Below are 15,627 nucleotides of genomic sequence, written 5' to 3'. Positions count from 1 at the left end.
GTCGACCCGACGCCCCCGGCAGCCTCTCCGCAGGCGGCCGGGGGCGTTGTCAGTGGGGTCGCATAGGCTTCATGACGTGGAGCCCGACCTCTTTACCGCAGCCGCCGAAGACCGCCAGGAGAAGGACCCGTCCAGCAGCCCCCTCGCTGTCCGGATGCGTCCGCGCGTCCTGGACGAGGTCGTCGGCCAGCAGCACCTGCTCAAGCCGGGATCGCCGCTGCGCCGGCTCGTCGAGGGGAGCGGCGGCCCGGCCGGAGCCTCGTCGGTGATCCTGTGGGGCCCGCCCGGCACCGGGAAGACGACCCTGGCGTACGTGGTCAGCAAGGCCACCAACAAGCGCTTCGTGGAGCTCTCCGCGATCACCGCGGGCGTCAAGGAGGTCCGGGCCGTTATCGAGAGCGCGCGCCGCGCCACCGGCGGCTTCGGCAAGGAGACCGTCCTCTTCCTGGACGAGATCCACCGCTTCTCCAAGGCCCAGCAGGACTCCTTGCTCCCCGCCGTGGAGAACCGCTGGGTGACCCTGATTGCCGCCACCACGGAGAACCCGTACTTCTCGATCATCTCGCCGCTGCTCTCGCGCTCGCTGCTCCTCACCCTGGAGCCGCTCACCGACGACGACCTGCGTGATCTGCTGCGTCGGGCGCTGACCGACGAGCGCGGGCTCGGCGGCGCCGTCACGCTGCCCGAGGACGCGGAGGCGCATCTGCTGCGGATCGCGGGCGGCGACGCGCGCCGGGCGCTCACCGCCCTGGAGGCGGCCGCCGGTGCGGCGCTCGCCACGCACGAGGCGGAGATCACGCTGGAGACGGTCGAGGCGACCGTCGACCGGGCCGCCGTGAAGTACGACCGCGACGGCGACCAGCACTACGACGTGGCCAGCGCGCTCATCAAGTCCATCCGCGGCTCCGACGTGGACGCCGCCCTGCACTATCTGGCCCGGATGATCGAGGCGGGGGAGGACCCCCGGTTCATCGCCCGGCGGCTGATGATCTCCGCCAGCGAGGACATCGGCCTCGCCGACCCCACCGCGCTGCCGACGGCGGTGGCGGCCGCCCAGGCCGTCGCCATGATCGGCTTCCCGGAGGCGGCGCTCACCCTCAGCCACGCCACGATCGCCCTGGCGCTCGCGCCCAAGTCGAACGCGGCGACGCTCGCGATATCGGCCGCGCAGGAGGACGTGCGGAAGGGGCTCGCGGGTCCCGTCCCGGCGCATCTGCGCGACGGCCACTACAAGGGCGCGGCCAAGCTCGGCCACGCCCAGGGCTATGTGTATCCGCACGACGTCCAGGGCGGCATCGCCGCCCAGCAGTACGCCCCGGACGAGGTCCGCGACCGGCGGTACTACACCCCGACCCGGCACGGCGCCGAGGCACGGTACGCGGACGTGGTCGAGCGGGTCCGCGAGCGTCTGGGCCGTACGGGCAGCGGCGCGGACCCTTCCTGATCCGCCCGGGAAGCCGTCCCGCGCCGTTCCGCCCGGGGAGCGGCCCCGTCCTGACCCGCCGGAAGCGGTCCCGGGATCAGGACGCGGCCGCCTCGAAGAGGGTGTGCATGGCCCGGCGCAGCTCGGTGACGTCCCGCACCGGGTCCGGGAACTCGAAGCGGGCGTCGAAGCAGGACCCCTTGTCCTCCACGAAGCGCACCCGCAGCCCGAAGCGGTCCAGCGCCACGGGCACCGCGGCGGGCTGGTGGGAGGAGCAGGTCCGGGCGGTGCGCTCGCCGAGCAGCCCGCACAGGGTGCGCATCTGCTCGTCGTGGGCGGCGGCCAGGTGCTGGAGCAGCTCCGCCTCGTGGCCGGCCAGCGGATCGGGGGCCGCGTCCCGGAAGTCCTCCGCCTCGATGTCCTCGGCGCCCCAGAGGTCGTCGACGTACGCCTCTCCGAACTCCAGCCGCAGCATCATCCGGCCCGGTTCGGCGAGTCCGGGTACGGAGGTGAGCCAGCCGGAGATCCAGGCGCGGCCCCGGATGCGGTGCGGTACGGAGACCGGGGCGACGTCCGTGATCTCCAGCACGGCCGTCAGCTCGTCGCCCTGCGCGTGGGTCGCGGCCCGTACGGCCGGGGAGTCCGCGGGGAATTCGAGGAACAGATCGCCCTCGGGCCCCACGCTCCGGGCGTCCGGGACCAGGGGTTCGGCGCGGGCCAGATCGAGCCCCGGTACGACCAGCAGTGCGGAGCAGGTACTCTGTACGAGAGTTCGTGTGCGCTCGGCTGCTGACGGCATCCGAGTGGTATCAAGCCCGCTGGGACGCGGCTGACCACGATCAGATCGGCCTTCCGTCGTAGCAGCATCCTCAGAAGAGGTGCTGCCGCTGTCTGTGCTGTCCGTGACGTGAGTGGTGTTCCCAGGGCGAGACATGCGATCTCCTTGAGTAAGGTAAGCCTAACCTAACCTACAACGGAGGTCTGGAGAACGTGCCTAACCAGTCGCGTCCCAAGGTCAAGAAGTCGCGTGCCCTCGGCATCGCCCTGACGCCCAAGGCTGTCAAGTACTTCGAAGCGCGTCCGTACCCGCCGGGCGAGCACGGCCGTGGCCGCAAGCAGAACTCGGACTACAAGGTCCGTCTGCTGGAGAAGCAGCGCCTGCGTGCGCAGTACGACATCAGCGAGCGCCAGATGGCGCGCGCCTACGACCGCGCCAAGAAGGCCGAGGGCAAGACGGGCGAGGCGCTGGTCGTCGAGCTCGAGCGCCGCCTCGACGCCCTGGTCCTGCGTTCGGGCATCGCCCGCACCATCTACCAGGCCCGCCAGATGGTCGTCCACGGCCACATCGAGGTCAACGGCGGCAAGGTCGACAAGCCGTCCTTCCGCGTGCGCCCGGACGACATCGTCCAGGTCCGCGAGCGCAGCCGCTCCAAGGTCCCCTTCCAGGTGGCCCGCGAGGGTGGTTACGACACCGAGGGCGAGACCCCGCGCTACCTCCAGGTGAACCTGAAGGCCCTGGCCTTCCGCCTGGACCGGGACCCGAACCGCAAGGAGATCCCGGTGATCTGCGACGAGCAGCTCGTCGTCGAGTACTACGCCCGCTGATCCAGGCGCAGCCGCTCTCACCAGCGCTCCGGCCCGCCCCTCCCGGTCATCCGGGAGGCGGCGGGCCTTCGCGTTCCGCCGGCCGCCGGTCCGCTCTCCGCCCCGGGCGTGTCGCGGTGCTCCCGGGACCCGCCCCCGCCCAGCGCCCGTTCGACGGCGGCGGCCCGCTCCAGCCGCCTCCCGGCCCGCAGCCCCGCCTCGTACGCCGCCTCCCCCAGCTCCCGCCGCACCTGCTCCGCGCACTCCACCCGGGGCCGCCCGAAGTACACCGAGCCGAACAGCGGCAGCCCCACCGAGGGCCAGATCCGCTCCGCCGCCCCCTGGAGCACCGCGGCCTCCCCGGCATCGCCCTCCACCGCCGTCACCAGTGCCAGCAGCTCCAGCGAGAGCGCGGTGGCCAGCAGATCGTCGAAGGTCCGGCCGATCGACAGGCACTCCCCGAGTATCCGCCGCGCCCGCTCCGGCCGCCCCCGCCGCAGCGCCGCGTACGCCAGGACGTAGAGCGCGTACGCCAGCGCCCACCGCTCCCCGTGGTCCTCGCAGACCTCCCGGACCTCCTCGCAGATGTCCGCCGCCGCGTCCAGACCGCCCTGGAACGCCACCGCCATCGCCAGCTCGACCTGCGCCATCACCACATTGCTGTTCAGCTCGCCGATCTCCCGGTAGCGGCCGAGCGCGTCGCGCAGCAGCTCCTCTGCGCGCGCCGGGTCGTCCGTCACGATCGCCAGACAGCCCGTGCGGTGGACCGCGTACGCCATCGCCGTGGCGTCCCCGGACCGCTCGGCCTCCTCCCGGCACTCCTGGAGCGCCGAGACCGCCCCGACCGCGTCCCCCTGGAGCACCGCCACATAACCCAGCACCCACAGCACCTTGAGCCGCGAGGCGTCGTACGGGGTCGGCTCCTCCAGTACGTGCTCCAGCCAGTACCGCCCCTCCGAGAGCCGGCCGCACCCGGCCCAGTAGAACCAGAGCGAGCCCGCCAGGTGCTGCGCCAGGTGGACCTCGTCGGCGCTCTCCATGGAGCACTCCATCGCCCGGCGCAGGTTGGGCAGCTCGCTGTCGATCCGGGCCGCCACCTCCGCCTGGCGCGGGGAGAACCAGTCCAGTTCGCACCAGGTGGCGAGCCCCAGGAACCAGTCCCGGTGGCGGCGCCGCATCCGCCGGGTGTCGCCGGTCGCGGCCAGCCACTCGGCGCCGTACTCGCGGACCGACTCCAGCAGCCGGTAGCGGGTCCCGGTCACCCCGTCCTCGCGCTCCACCACCGACTGGGCCAGCAGCTCGTCCAGGACGTCGAGCACCGCGTCGGCCGGCAGCCCGGCACCGCCGCAGACGTACTCCGCCGCCTCCAGGTCGAACTGCCCGGCGAAGACCGAGAGCCGCGCCCAGAGCAGCCGTTGCGCGGGGGTGCACAGCTCATGGCTCCAGCCGATGGCCGTACGCAGCGCCCGGTGCCGGGGCGGAGCGCCCCGGCTGCCGCCCGTCAGCAGCCGGAACCGGTCGTCCAGGCGCAGCAGCACCTGGTCGACGGAGAGGGCCCGCAGCCGCCCCGCCGCCAGTTCGAGCGCCAGCGGAACCCCGTCGAGGCGGCGGCAGAGCTCCAGGGCCGCCGCCCGCTCCCCGGCCGTCGGCTCCCGGTCCGGCCGCACCGAACGGGCCCGCTCGGTGAAGAGTTCCACCGCGTCCTCGTCGCCCATGGGCGCGAGGGTGAACGTCACCTCACCGTCCACCAGGAGCGGGCGGCGCCCGGCCGCGAGCACCCGGAGCCCCGGCGCCCGGCGCAGCAACTCCCGTACGAGATCGGCACAGGCGTCCACGAGGTGTTCGAAGCCGTCCAGCACCAGCAGGGCACGGCGCTCACGGAGGTGTTCGACGAGGGCGGTGCGCGGCGGCCGGCCGGTGTGATCGGTCAGACCCAGCGCCTCGGCCACGGTGTGTTCCAGCAGGGCGGGGTCGTGCACGGGGGACAGCTCGGCGAGCCAGACCCCGTCGCAGTACCGTTTCTCCAACGACTGCCCCAGCAGCGCGGCGATTCTGCTGACGCACCGGCTCTTGCCCACCCCCGCCGCCCCGACGACGGTGACGAGCCGGGACTCCTCCAACAGCCCGCCCAGCGCGGCGAGTTCGTCCTCACGGCCCACGAACCGGTTCAGCTCCGCCGGGATGTTGCCGGTCGGCGCGGAGGGGCGGGGTCCCGGATCGTCCGGGTTCGTGGAGGAGGGCCGCAGGCGTCGCATGAGACACGCAGAGTACTGGCCCGGAAGCGCTCCGTACAATTCCCCGGGACAACTCCCGCCCTGCCCACCGGGAATGCGGTAGGGGAGGAGATGCCCGGCGCGATAGGCTCGTGGGACGACGATCGGGCGCGCGGGCGGAAGGCCGGCCGCACCGAACAGGGACAAGCCCCCGAGGGGGCCGAGCGACGAGCAGAGAGCGGTGCACAGTGTCCGGTGGAGAGGTGGCCGGGATTCTGGTGGCCGTCTTCTGGGCGATCCTGGTCTCGTTCCTCGCCGTGGTGCTGGTGAGGCTCGCCCAGACGCTCAGGGCGACCACCAAGCTCGTGGCGGACGTGACCGAACAGGCCGTTCCGCTGCTGGCCGACGCCTCGGCCACCGTGCGGTCCGCGCAGACCCAGCTGGACAAGGTCGACGCCATCGCGAGCGACGTCCAGGAGGTCACCTCCAACGCCTCCGCGCTCTCCACCACCGTCGCCTCCACCTTCGGCGGACCGCTCGTCAAGGTCGCCGCCTTCGGCTACGGCGTCCGGCAGGCCCTCGGCCGCCGCACCGCCCCCGAGCCCGAACCGGAACCGGCGCGGGGCCGCTCCTCCGTCCGCCGTACGGTGATCGTCGGCCGGACCGTACCCTCGGCGCGCGGACGCAAGCGCGAACGCCGAAACCCCCGCGGACAGAAGGACTGATCCAGCGATGTTCCGCCGCACCTTCTGGTTCACCGCCGGCGCAGCCGCCGGTGTCTGGGCCACCACCAAGGTCAACCGCAAGCTCAGGCAGCTGACGCCCGAGAGCCTCGCGGCGCAGGCCGCCGACAAGGCGATCGAGACCGGCCACAAGCTCAAGGACTTCGCCCTCGACGTCCGTGAGGGAATGGTCCGGCGCGAAGCCGAACTGGGCGGCGCCCTGGGCCTGGAGGCACCGGTCGACCCCGACCTCCCCGTCCAGCGGCACTACGCCGTGGAGGCGGGGGCCGAGCCCGCCGCCCGCCCGAACACGTACCGCACGCTCCCCTACACATCGAACAACCGGAATGAGGACCACTAATGGAGTCGGCTGAAATCCGCCGCCGCTGGCTGAGCTTCTTCGAGGAGCGCGGTCACACCGTCGTGCCTTCGGCGTCGCTCATCGCGGACGACCCGACTCTGCTGCTGGTCCCCGCGGGCATGGTTCCCTTCAAGCCGTACTTCCTCGGCGAGGTCAAGCCGCCCGCCCCGCGCGTCACCAGCGTGCAGAAGTGCGTGCGTACGCCGGACATCGAAGAGGTCGGCAAGACCACCCGCCACGGCACCTTCTTCCAGATGTGCGGGAACTTCTCCTTCGGGGACTACTTCAAGGAAGGCGCCATCCAGCTCGCCTGGGAGGCCCTGACCAACTCCGTCGAGGACGGCGGCTTCGGCCTGGAGCCCGAGAAGCTCTGGATCACGGTCTACCTCGACGACGACGAGGCCGAGGCCATCTGGCGCGACAAGATCGGTGTCCCGGCCGAGCGCATCCAGCGCCTGGGCAAGAAGGACAACTTCTGGTCCATGGGCGTCCCCGGACCCTGCGGCCCCTGTTCGGAGATCAACTACGACCGCGGCCCCGAGTTCGGCGTCGAGGGCGGCCCCGCCGTCAACGACGAGCGGTACGTGGAGATCTGGAACCTGGTCTTCATGCAGTACGAGCGCGGCGCGGGCGACGGCAAGGAGGACTTCCCGATCCTCGGGGACCTGCCGTCCAAGAACATCGACACCGGTCTCGGCCTGGAACGCCTGGCGATGATCCTCCAGGGCGTACAGAACATGTACGAGACCGACACCCTGCGCGTCGTCATGGACAAGGCCACCGAGCTGACCGGCGTCCGCTACGGCGCGGAGAAGGGCACGGACGTCTCGCTCCGCGTCGTCGCCGACCACATCCGTACGTCGGTGATGCTCATCGGCGACGGCGTCACCCCCGGCAACGAGGGCCGCGGCTATGTGCTGCGCCGCATCATGCGCCGCGCCATCCGCAACATGCGCCTCATGGGCGCCACCGGCACGGTCGTCAAGGACCTGGTCGACGTCGTGATCGACACGATGGGGCTCCAGTACCCCGAGCTGATCACCGACCGCAAACGCATCGAGACGGTCGCGCTCGCCGAGGAGGCCGCCTTCCTCAAGGCCCTCAAGGGCGGCACCAACATCCTGGAGACCGCCGTCACCGAGACCAAGGCCGCCGGCGGCCGGGTCCTCCCCGGCGACAAGGCGTTCCTGCTCCACGACACCTGGGGCTTCCCGATCGACCTGACCCTGGAGATGGCTGCCGAGCAGGGGCTCTCCGTGGACGAGGACGGCTTCCGCCGCCTCATGCAGGAGCAGCGCGACAAGGCCAAGGCCGACGCCCGCGCCAAGAAGACCGGCCACGCCGACCTGTCCGCGTACCGCGAGGTCGCCGACGCCTCCGGCGCCACCGAGTTCACCGGCTACACCAGCGTGGCCGGTGAGTCCACCATCGTCGGCCTGCTGGTCGACGGCGTGCCCTCGCCCGCCGCCACCGAGGGCGACGAGGTCGAGGTCGTCCTCGACCGCACCCCCTTCTACGCCGAGGGCGGCGGCCAGCTCGCCGACACCGGCCGCATCCGGCTGGACACCGGCGCCGTGATCGAGATCCGCGACGTCCAGAAGCCGGTCCCCGGCGTCCACGTCCACAAGGGTGTCGTCCAGGTCGGGGAGGTGACGGTCGGGGCCCCCGTCTTCGCCTCCATCGACGCCACCCGCCGCCGGGCCATCGCCCGCGCCCACAGCGCCACCCACCTCACCCACCAGGCGCTGCGCGACGCGCTGGGCCCGACGGCCGCCCAGGCCGGTTCGGAGAACTCCCCGGGCCGCTTCCGCTTCGACTTCGGTTCGCCCGCCGCCGTTCCCGGCACGGTCCTCACCGATGTCGAGCAGCGGATCAACGAGGTCCTCTCGCGTGAACTCGACGTCCAGGCCGAGGTCATGTCGATCGACGAGGCCAAGAAGCAGGGCGCCATCGCCGAGTTCGGCGAGAAGTACGGCGAGCGGGTCCGGGTCGTCACCATCGGCGACTTCTCCAAGGAGCTGTGCGGCGGCACCCACGTCCACAACACCGCCCAGCTCGGCCTGGTCAAGCTGCTCGGCGAGTCCTCCATCGGCTCCGGCGTGCGCCGCATCGAGGCCCTCGTCGGCGTGGACGCGTACAACTTCCTCGCCCGGGAGCACACGGTCGTCGCCCAGCTCCAGGAGCTGGTCAAGGGCCGTCCCGAGGAGCTGCCGGAGAAGATCGCGGGCATGCTCGGCAAGCTGAAGGACGCCGAGAAGGAGATCGAGAAGTTCCGCGCGGAGAAGGTGCTGGCCGCCGCCGCCGGACTGGCCGACTCCGCCAAGGACGTCCGGGGCGTCGCCCTGGTCACCGGCCAGGTCCCCGACGGCACCTCCGCCGACGACCTGCGCAAGCTGGTCCTGGACGTGCGCGGCCGCATCCAGGGCGGCCGCCCGGCCGTGGTGGCCCTGTTCACCACGGCCAACGGCCGCCCGCTCACGGTCATCGCCACCAACGAGGCCGCCCGTGAGCGCGGTCTCAAGGCCGGTGACCTCGTCCGTACGGCCGCCAAGACGCTCGGCGGCGGTGGCGGCGGCAAGCCGGACGTGGCCCAGGGCGGCGGTACGGACCCGGCCGCCATCGGCGACGCCGTCGCCGCGGTCGAACGCCTCGTCACCGAGACCGCGTGACGGACGGGATGACACAGATGCGCCGCGGACGACGGCTCGCCGTCGATGTCGGGGACGCCCGGATCGGGGTCGCCTCGTGCGACCCCGACGGCATCCTGGCCACGCCGGTGGAGACCGTGCCGGGACGCGATGTCCCGGCCGCCCACCGGCGGCTGGTGGCCATCGTCGAGGAGTACGAGCCGATCGAGGTCATCCTCGGCCTGCCGCGTTCCCTCGGCGGTGGCGAGGGCCCGGCGGCAGCCAAGGTCCGCGACTTCGCCCAGGCGTTCGCCCGTTCGATCGCACCCGTTCCGGTGCGGCTGGTGGACGAGAGGATGACCACAGTGACGGCCGCTCAGGGCATGCGTGCCTCGGGCGTGAAGTCCAAGAAGGGCCGATCTGTCATCGACCAGGCTGCCGCTGTGGTGATCCTTCAGAACGCTCTGGAGTCCGAACGGGCGTCAGGCAATCCGCCGGGCGAGGGCGTCGAAGTGGTTGTCTGATCGCGATACGGTAACGTTCCGCGCGATGCGGCGGTGATTCGAACAAACACCGCACAGCGAAGAGACGGAACCTCGTCTCGCGGCTCTAGGGGATCGATGACTGAGTATGGCCGGGGCCCCGGCTCCGAACCGTGGCATCCCGAGGACCCCTTGTACGGGGACCAGGGATGGGGAGGCCGTCAGGCCGCCCACGGCCAGGGTCAGTACGGCGACCAGCAGCAGTCCTATCCGCAGGACCCGTACGCCCAGCAGCACCAGAACAACCAGCAGCATCAGCCGTACGCGCAGCAGCCGTCGTACGACCAGCAGTACGGGCAGCAGCAGTACGACCCCTCGCACCAGCAGCAGTACGGCACGCCGCAGCAGGACCCGTACGGTCAGCAGCCTTCCGCCCAGCCGCAGTACGACGGCGGCTGGGACACCGGGCAGGGGACCGCCATGCCGTACGGGGCCGAGCCCCAGGACCCGTACGCCCAGCAGCCCCCGCCCGGCTACGGCGAATCGCACGACTACTACGGCACGCCCGACGCCTACCCGCCGCCGCAGCCGCCGGGCCGCCGCGAGGCGCCCGAGCAGCAGCCGCAGTCCCAGCAGGCCCCGCAGCACGGGCAGCCCGAGCAGCAGGGGAAGCCGTCGCCGGACTGGGACCCGGACGAGCAGCGGGAAGAGACGCATCCTTTCTTCACCGGCGCCGACGAGCCCGCCGACCGCGACTCCCGCGAGCCCCGCGACGACGATGACGATCCGGACGACGACACCTCGCGCTCCGCGCGCCGGGACCGGGGTGCCGGTGAACGCCGGGGCGGCAAGACCAAGAAGAAAAAGAGCCGCAACGGCTGCGCCTGCCTGGTCGTCTCCCTCGTCCTGGTCGGCGGCCTCGGGGGAGTGTCGTACGTCGGCTACAACTTCTGGAAGGACAAGTTCGGCGCCCCGGCCGACTACGCGGGATCGGGCAACGGCGAACAGGTCGAGGTCGAGATCCCCGAGGGGGCGCTCGGCTACGACATCGCCAACATCCTGCGCAAGCAGGGCGTCGTGAAGTCCTCCGACGCCTTCGTCGCGGCCCAGAGCGACAACCCCAAGGGCAAGTCGATCCAGGCCGGCGTCTACCTCCTCAACAAGGAGATGTCGGCGGCCAGCGCGGTCACGCTGATGCTGGACCCGAAGAGCCAGAACGCGATGGTGATCCCCGAGGGATGGCGCAACGTCAAGGTCTACGAGAAGATCGACGAACGGCTCGGCCTGGAGAAGGGCACCACGGAGAAGGTCGCCAAGACCAAGGCGGAATCCCTGGGCCTGCCCGACTGGGTGGACGACAACCCGGACGTCAAGGACCCGCTGGAGGGCTTCCTCTATCCGGCGGCCTACCCGGTGGCCAAGGGCTCGAAGCCCGAGGACGCGCTGAAGCGCATGGTCACCCGGGCGAACAAGGAGTACGACAAGCTCGACCTGGAGGCCGCCGCCAAGAGGTACAAGCTCGACGGGCCGTGGCAGGTGATCACGGTGGCGAGCCTGGTGCAGGTGGAGGGCAAGACCCACGACGACTTCCGGAAGATGGCCGAGGTCGTCTACAACCGCCTCAAGCCCACCAACACCGAGACGAACCAGCTGCTCCAGTTCGACTCTGCGTTCAACTACCTCAAGCAGCAGAGCAACATCAAGATCAGCGAGTCCGAGATCCTCAACAACAAGGACCCGTACAACACCTACACGCGCAAGGGGCTCACTCCGGGACCCATCAGCAACCCCGGCTCCGACGCGCTGGGCGCGGCCCTGAACCCCACGGCGGACGGCTGGCTGTACTTCGTGGCGACCGACGGCATGAACAAGACCGAGTTCGCCAAGACGTACGATGAGCACCTCAAGCTCAAGAAGAAGTTCGATGACCTCGACTGATCCGGCCGGGGCGCGCCGGGCGGCCGTCCTCGGCTCGCCCATCGCCCACTCGCTCTCCCCGGTGCTGCACCGCGCCGCGTACGCCGAGCTCGGCCTCGACGACTGGTCCTACGACCGGTTCGAGGTCGACGAGGCGGCGCTGCCCGGCTTCGTCGAAGGGCTGGACGCCTCCTGGGCGGGGCTCTCCCTCACCATGCCGCTCAAGCGGGCGGTCATCCCGCTGCTGGACGAGATCAGCCCGACCGCCGCCTCCGTGGAGGCCGTCAACACGGTCGTGTTCACCGAGGACGGGCGGCGGCTCGGCGACAACACGGACATCCCCGGCATGATCGCCGCCCTGCGGGAACGCGGCGTCGAGAAGGTCGAGTCCGCCGCGATCCTCGGCGCGGGCGCCACCGCCTCCTCCGCCCTCGCCGCGCTCGCGGTGATCTGCGCCGGACCGGTCACCGCCTACGTACGCAGCCGGGAGCGCGGCGACGAGATGCGGGGCTGGGGGCAGCGGCTCGGCGTGGACGTCCGGGTGGCGGACTGGGCCGAGGGGGCGCGGGCACTCACCGCGCCGCTCGTCATCGCCACGACCCCGGCGGGCACGACCGACGCGGTGGCCACCGACGTACCGGAGCACCCCGGCATCCTCTTCGACGTGCTGTACGAGCCCTGGCCGACCGCGCTGGCCTCGGCCTGGTCCGCGCGCGGCGGCGCGGTCGTCGGCGGGCTCGACCTCCTCGTCCATCAGGCGCTGCTCCAGGTCGAGCGGATGACCGGCCGGGTTCCCGGCCCCCTCGGTGCCATGCGGCTGGCCGGGGAAGCGGCGCTCGCGGCCCGCTGACCCGGCACGGCGTCCGTCTGCTGGACCGGCGGCCGGACATCGCCCCCAGTCGTGGGAGGATCAAAGGCGGCGGGCCAGGGCCGCGCACCCGGTCGCGCCGTTGGATTTTCAGGCGCGAGCATGAGGAGCACACCGTTGAGCAGGTTGCGCTGGCTGACGGCGGGGGAGTCCCACGGCCCCGCACTGGTGGCGACGCTGGAGGGTCTTCCCGCCGGTGTCCCGGTCACCACGGAGATGGTGGCGGAGGCGCTCGCCCGGCGACGGCTCGGTTACGGCCGCGGTGCGCGGATGAAGTTCGAGCAGGACGAGGTCACCTTCCTCGGCGGCGTACGGCACGGCCTCACCATGGGCTCCCCGGTCGCCGTCATGGTCGGCAACACCGAGTGGCCCAAGTGGGAGCAGGTCATGTCGGCCGACCCGGTCGACCCCGACGTGCTGGCCGAATCGGCCCGTAACGCCCCGCTGACCCGGCCCCGCCCCGGCCACGCCGACCTGGCCGGGATGCAGAAGTACGGCTTCGACGAGGCCCGGCCGGTCCTGGAGCGCGCCAGCGCCCGGGAGACCGCCGCCCGCGTCGCCCTCGGCGCCGTCGCCCGCTCCTACCTCAAGGAGACCGCGGGCATCGAGATCGTCAGCCATGTCGTCGAACTGGCCGCCGCGAAGGCGCCGTACGGTGTCCTCCCGGTCCCCGCCGATGTCGACAAGCTGGACGCCGACCCGGTCCGCTGCCTGGACGCCGACGCCTCCAAGGCGATGGTGGCCGAGATCGACCAGGCCCACAAGGACGGCGACACCCTCGGCGGGGTCGTCGAGGTGCTCGCGTACGGCGTGCCCGTCGGGCTCGGCTCGCACGTCCACTGGGACCGCCGTCTGGACGCCCGGCTCGCCGCCGCGCTCATGGGCATCCAGGCCATCAAGGGCGTCGAGGTCGGCGACGGCTTCGAGCTGGCCCGGGTCCCCGGCTCCCAGGCGCACGACGAGATCGTCGCCACCGAGGACGGCATCCGGCGCACCTCCGGCCGCTCCGGCGGCACCGAGGGCGGGCTCACCACCGGTGAGCTGCTGCGGGTCCGCGCCGCGATGAAGCCCATCGCCACCGTGCCGCGCGCCCTGGCCACCGTGGATGTCGTCACCGGCGAGGCCGCCAAGGCCCACCACCAGCGCTCCGACGTCTGCGCCGTCCCGGCCGCGGGCATCGTCGCGGAGGCGATGGTCGCCCTGGTCCTGGCCGACGCGGTCGCGGAGAAGTTCGGCGGCGACAGCGTGGCCGAAACCCACCGCAACGTCCAGTCGTACCTCGACCACCTCCAGATCCGATGAGCGGCCCCCTGGTCGTCCTCGTCGGCCCGATGGGCGTCGGCAAGTCCACCGTCGGCGAACTGCTCGCCGCCCGGCTGGGCACCACCTACCGGGACACCGACGCGGACGTCGTCGCCGAGGCGGGCAAGCCGATCGCGGAGATCTTCTACGACGAGGGCGAGGACCACTTCCGCGCCCTGGAGCGCAGGGCCGTCGCCGCGGCCGTCACCGGGCACACGGGCGTCCTCTCCCTCGGCGGCGGGGCCGTCCTGGACGGGACGACCAGGGAACTGCTGGCCGGCCGGCCGGTCGTCTACCTCTCCATGGACGTGGAGGAGGCGGTCCGCCGGGTCGGTCTCGGCGCAGCCCGCCCGCTCCTCGCGGTCAACCCGCGCCGGCAGTGGCGCGAGCTGATGGACGCCCGCCGCCACCTCTACGAAGAGGTGGCCCGTGCGGTCGTCGCCACCGACGACCGCACCCCCGAAGAGGTCGCCCAGGCGATCATCGACGCACTGGAACTGCCGGAGGGCGACGCGGCCCCCGGCGTGGAGATCACCGGCATGACGCAGCAGGCCCCCACCCGTATCCAGGTCGCAGGCTCGGCGGGCTCCGACCCGTACGAGGTCCTCGTCGGCCACCAGCTCCTCGGCGAGCTGCCCCAGCTCATCGGCGACCGCGCGAAGCGGGTCGCCGTCCTGCACCCCGAGGCGCTCGCCGAGACCGGTGAGGCGGTCCGTGAGGACCTCGCCGACCAGGGGTACGAGGCCATCGCCATCCAGCTGCCGAACGCGGAGGAGGCCAAGACCGTCGAGGTCGCCGCCTACTGCTGGAAGGCGCTCGGCCAGACCGGCTTCACCCGCACCGACGTCATCGTCGGCATCGGTGGCGGCGCCACCACGGACGTCGCCGGGTTCGTCGCGGCCAGCTGGCTGCGCGGGGTGCGCTGGATCGCGATCCCCACCACCGTGCTCGGCATGGTCGACGCGGCCGTCGGCGGCAAGACCGGCATCAACACCGCCGAGGGCAAGAACCTGGTCGGCGCCTTCCACCCGCCCGCAGGCGTCCTCTGCGACCTCGCCGCGCTGGAGTCGCTGCCGGTCAACGACTACGTCTCCGGTATGGCCGAGATCATCAAGGCCGGGTTCATCGCCGACCCGGCCATCCTCGACCTGATCGAGGCCGACCCGGAGGCCGCCCGTACGCCCGCCGGACCGCACACCGCCGAGCTGATCGAGCGCTCCATCCGGGTCAAGGCCGAGGTCGTCTCCAGCGACCTCAAGGAGTCCGGCCTCCGCGAGATCCTCAACTACGGCCACACGCTGGGCCACGCCATCGAGAAGAACGAGCGCTACAAGTGGCGCCACGGGGCCGCCGTCTCCATCGGCATGGTCTTCGCCGCCGAGCTGGGCCGCCTCGCCGGACGCCTCGACGACGCCACCGCCGACCGGCACCGGACGATCCTGGAGTCGGTGGGCCTGCCGCTCACCTACCGGGGCGACCAGTGGCCCAAGCTGCTGGAGAACATGAAGGTCGACAAGAAGTCCCGCGGCGACCTCCTGCGCTTCATCGTCCTGGACGCCCTCGGCAAGCCCACCGTCCTGGAGGGCCCCGACCCGGCCGTGCTGCTCGCCGCCTACGGGGAGGTCTCCGCGTGACCCGCAGGGTCCTCGTCCTCAACGGCCCCAACCTCGGCCGCCTCGGCTCCCGCGAACCCGACGTCTACGGAGCCACCTCCTACGCCGGACTCGTCGAGACCTGCACAGCGCTCGGCAAGGAGCTCGGCTTCGACGTCGACGTACGCGAGACCAACGACGAGGGCGAACTGATCCGCTGGCTCCACGAGGCGGCGGACGGTTCGATTCCGGTCGTTCTCAACCCGGGCGCCTTCACGCACTACTCGTACGGGATGCGGGACGCGGCGGCCCAGCGCACCGCCCCGCTGATCGAGGTGCACATCTCCAACCCGTACGCCCGCGAGGAGTTCCGGCACACCTCGGTGGTCGCCCCGGTGGCCACCGGCACGGTCGCCGGGTTCGGCATCGGCTCCTACCGGCTCGCCCTGCGCGCCCTGGCCGACGAACTGACGGACTGACAGTCCCGGGAGGGTACGGGCACTTCGTGCCCTCCCGGGCCGTTCACCCCGAGACGG

The 15,627-nt window shown here is 71.8% G+C and carries 14 protein-coding genes; 11 read left to right on the top strand and 3 right to left on the bottom strand.

Annotation, left to right across the window (positions count from 1 at the left end; translation table 11 throughout):
* Positions 1 to 76: 76 nt before the first annotated feature.
* Positions 77 to 1,444 carry an AAA family ATPase gene (locus B7C62_04055; protein ARF71524.1) on the top strand — a complete coding sequence of 456 codons (1,368 nt, stop codon included), beginning with the start codon at positions 77 to 79 and terminating at the stop codon, positions 1,442 to 1,444.
* 76 nt (positions 1,445 to 1,520) lie between these two features.
* Here the strand turns inward: B7C62_04055 and B7C62_04050 are convergent, their stop codons facing one another.
* A complete protein-coding gene (locus tag B7C62_04050; protein ARF71523.1) occupies positions 1,521 to 2,222 on the bottom strand; it encodes a DUF2470 domain-containing protein in 702 nt (233 codons plus the stop codon).
* 191 nt (positions 2,223 to 2,413) lie between these two features.
* Between B7C62_04050 and B7C62_04045 the strand changes: the two genes are divergently transcribed.
* Entirely contained in the window at positions 2,414 to 3,028 is a 615-nt protein-coding gene (locus B7C62_04045; protein ID ARF71522.1) for a 30S ribosomal protein S4, read from the top strand.
* A gap of 17 nt (positions 3,029 to 3,045) precedes the next feature.
* On the opposite strand, the gene B7C62_04040 is transcribed toward B7C62_04045, so the two are convergent.
* Positions 3,046 to 5,262: a regulator gene (locus B7C62_04040; GenBank protein ID ARF71521.1), complete on the bottom strand. Its 2,217-nt coding sequence runs from the start codon at positions 5,260 to 5,262 to the stop codon at positions 3,046 to 3,048.
* Positions 5,263 to 5,483: 221 nt separating this feature from the next.
* Between B7C62_04040 and B7C62_04035 the strand changes: the two genes are divergently transcribed.
* From B7C62_04035 to B7C62_04020, 4 genes are read left to right on the top strand one after another with little or no spacing between them, the layout of a single operon-like run.
* A complete protein-coding gene (locus B7C62_04035) occupies positions 5,484 to 5,945 on the top strand; it encodes a DUF948 domain-containing protein (GenBank protein ARF71520.1) in 462 nt (153 codons plus the stop codon).
* A gap of 7 nt (positions 5,946 to 5,952) precedes the next feature.
* Positions 5,953 to 6,303: a hypothetical protein gene (locus B7C62_04030; protein ID ARF71519.1), complete on the top strand. Its 351-nt coding sequence runs from the start codon at positions 5,953 to 5,955 to the stop codon at positions 6,301 to 6,303.
* A complete protein-coding gene (locus tag B7C62_04025; GenBank protein ARF71518.1) occupies positions 6,303 to 8,972 on the top strand; it encodes an alanine--tRNA ligase in 2,670 nt (889 codons plus the stop codon). Before B7C62_04030 ends, B7C62_04025 begins: the two co-directional genes overlap by 1 nt.
* Entirely contained in the window at positions 8,969 to 9,454 is a 486-nt protein-coding gene (locus B7C62_04020; GenBank protein ARF71517.1) for a Holliday junction resolvase RuvX, read from the top strand. Before B7C62_04025 ends, B7C62_04020 begins: the two co-directional genes overlap by 4 nt.
* On the opposite strand, the gene B7C62_04015 is transcribed toward B7C62_04020, so the two are convergent.
* Complete coding sequence (locus B7C62_04015) at positions 9,413 to 9,592, bottom strand: hypothetical protein (protein ID ARF76977.1); 180 nt, start codon at positions 9,590 to 9,592, stop codon at positions 9,413 to 9,415. The genes B7C62_04020 and B7C62_04015 overlap by 42 nt on opposite strands.
* Here B7C62_04015 and B7C62_04010 point away from each other — a divergent pair.
* The 5 genes from B7C62_04010 (at position 9,551) to B7C62_03990 (ending at position 15,570) form a co-directional block, all read left to right on the top strand.
* Positions 9,551 to 11,350 carry a hypothetical protein gene (locus B7C62_04010; GenBank protein ARF71516.1) on the top strand — a complete coding sequence of 600 codons (1,800 nt, stop codon included), beginning with the start codon at positions 9,551 to 9,553 and terminating at the stop codon, positions 11,348 to 11,350. The two genes, B7C62_04015 and B7C62_04010, sit on opposite strands and share 42 nt — an antisense overlap.
* Complete coding sequence (locus B7C62_04005; protein ARF71515.1) at positions 11,337 to 12,179, top strand: shikimate dehydrogenase; 843 nt, start codon at positions 11,337 to 11,339, stop codon at positions 12,177 to 12,179. The genes B7C62_04010 and B7C62_04005 overlap by 14 nt, the downstream gene beginning before the upstream one ends.
* A gap of 135 nt (positions 12,180 to 12,314) precedes the next feature.
* Positions 12,315 to 13,499, top strand: a complete 1,185-nt coding sequence (locus tag B7C62_04000) for a chorismate synthase (GenBank protein ID ARF71514.1) — start codon at positions 12,315 to 12,317, stop codon at positions 13,497 to 13,499.
* Complete coding sequence (locus tag B7C62_03995; GenBank protein ID ARF71513.1) at positions 13,496 to 15,133, top strand: 3-dehydroquinate synthase; 1,638 nt, start codon at positions 13,496 to 13,498, stop codon at positions 15,131 to 15,133. Before B7C62_04000 ends, B7C62_03995 begins: the two co-directional genes overlap by 4 nt.
* A complete protein-coding gene (locus B7C62_03990) occupies positions 15,130 to 15,570 on the top strand; it encodes a type II 3-dehydroquinate dehydratase (protein ID ARF71512.1) in 441 nt (146 codons plus the stop codon). Before B7C62_03995 ends, B7C62_03990 begins: the two co-directional genes overlap by 4 nt.
* The last annotated feature ends 57 nt before the right edge of the window (positions 15,571 to 15,627 follow it).

The sequence above is a fragment of the Kitasatospora albolonga genome, assembly GCA_002082585.1.
GTDB classification, from domain to species: Bacteria; Actinomycetota; Actinomycetes; order Streptomycetales; family Streptomycetaceae; genus Streptomyces; species Streptomyces stephensoniae.
The sequence above is the reverse complement of the archived record's forward strand: the minus strand, read 5'-3'. Positions and strand labels throughout refer to the sequence as shown.

Coding starts and splice junctions, on each gene's coding strand:
- B7C62_04050 (ARF71523.1), bottom strand. CDS start 2,222: ATGCCGTCAGCAGCCGAGCGCACACGAACTCTCGTACAGAGTACCTGC.
- B7C62_04040 (ARF71521.1), bottom strand. CDS start 5,262: ATGCGACGCCTGCGGCCCTCCTCCACGAACCCGGACGATCCGGGACCC.
- B7C62_04030 (ARF71519.1), top strand. CDS start 5,953: ATGTTCCGCCGCACCTTCTGGTTCACCGCCGGCGCAGCCGCCGGTGTC.
- B7C62_04025 (ARF71518.1), top strand. CDS start 6,303: ATGGAGTCGGCTGAAATCCGCCGCCGCTGGCTGAGCTTCTTCGAGGAG.
- B7C62_04010 (ARF71516.1), top strand. CDS start 9,551: ATGACTGAGTATGGCCGGGGCCCCGGCTCCGAACCGTGGCATCCCGAG.
- B7C62_04015 (ARF76977.1), bottom strand. CDS start 9,592: ATGCCACGGTTCGGAGCCGGGGCCCCGGCCATACTCAGTCATCGATCC.
- B7C62_04005 (ARF71515.1), top strand. CDS start 11,337: ATGACCTCGACTGATCCGGCCGGGGCGCGCCGGGCGGCCGTCCTCGGC.
- B7C62_03995 (ARF71513.1), top strand. CDS start 13,496: ATGAGCGGCCCCCTGGTCGTCCTCGTCGGCCCGATGGGCGTCGGCAAG.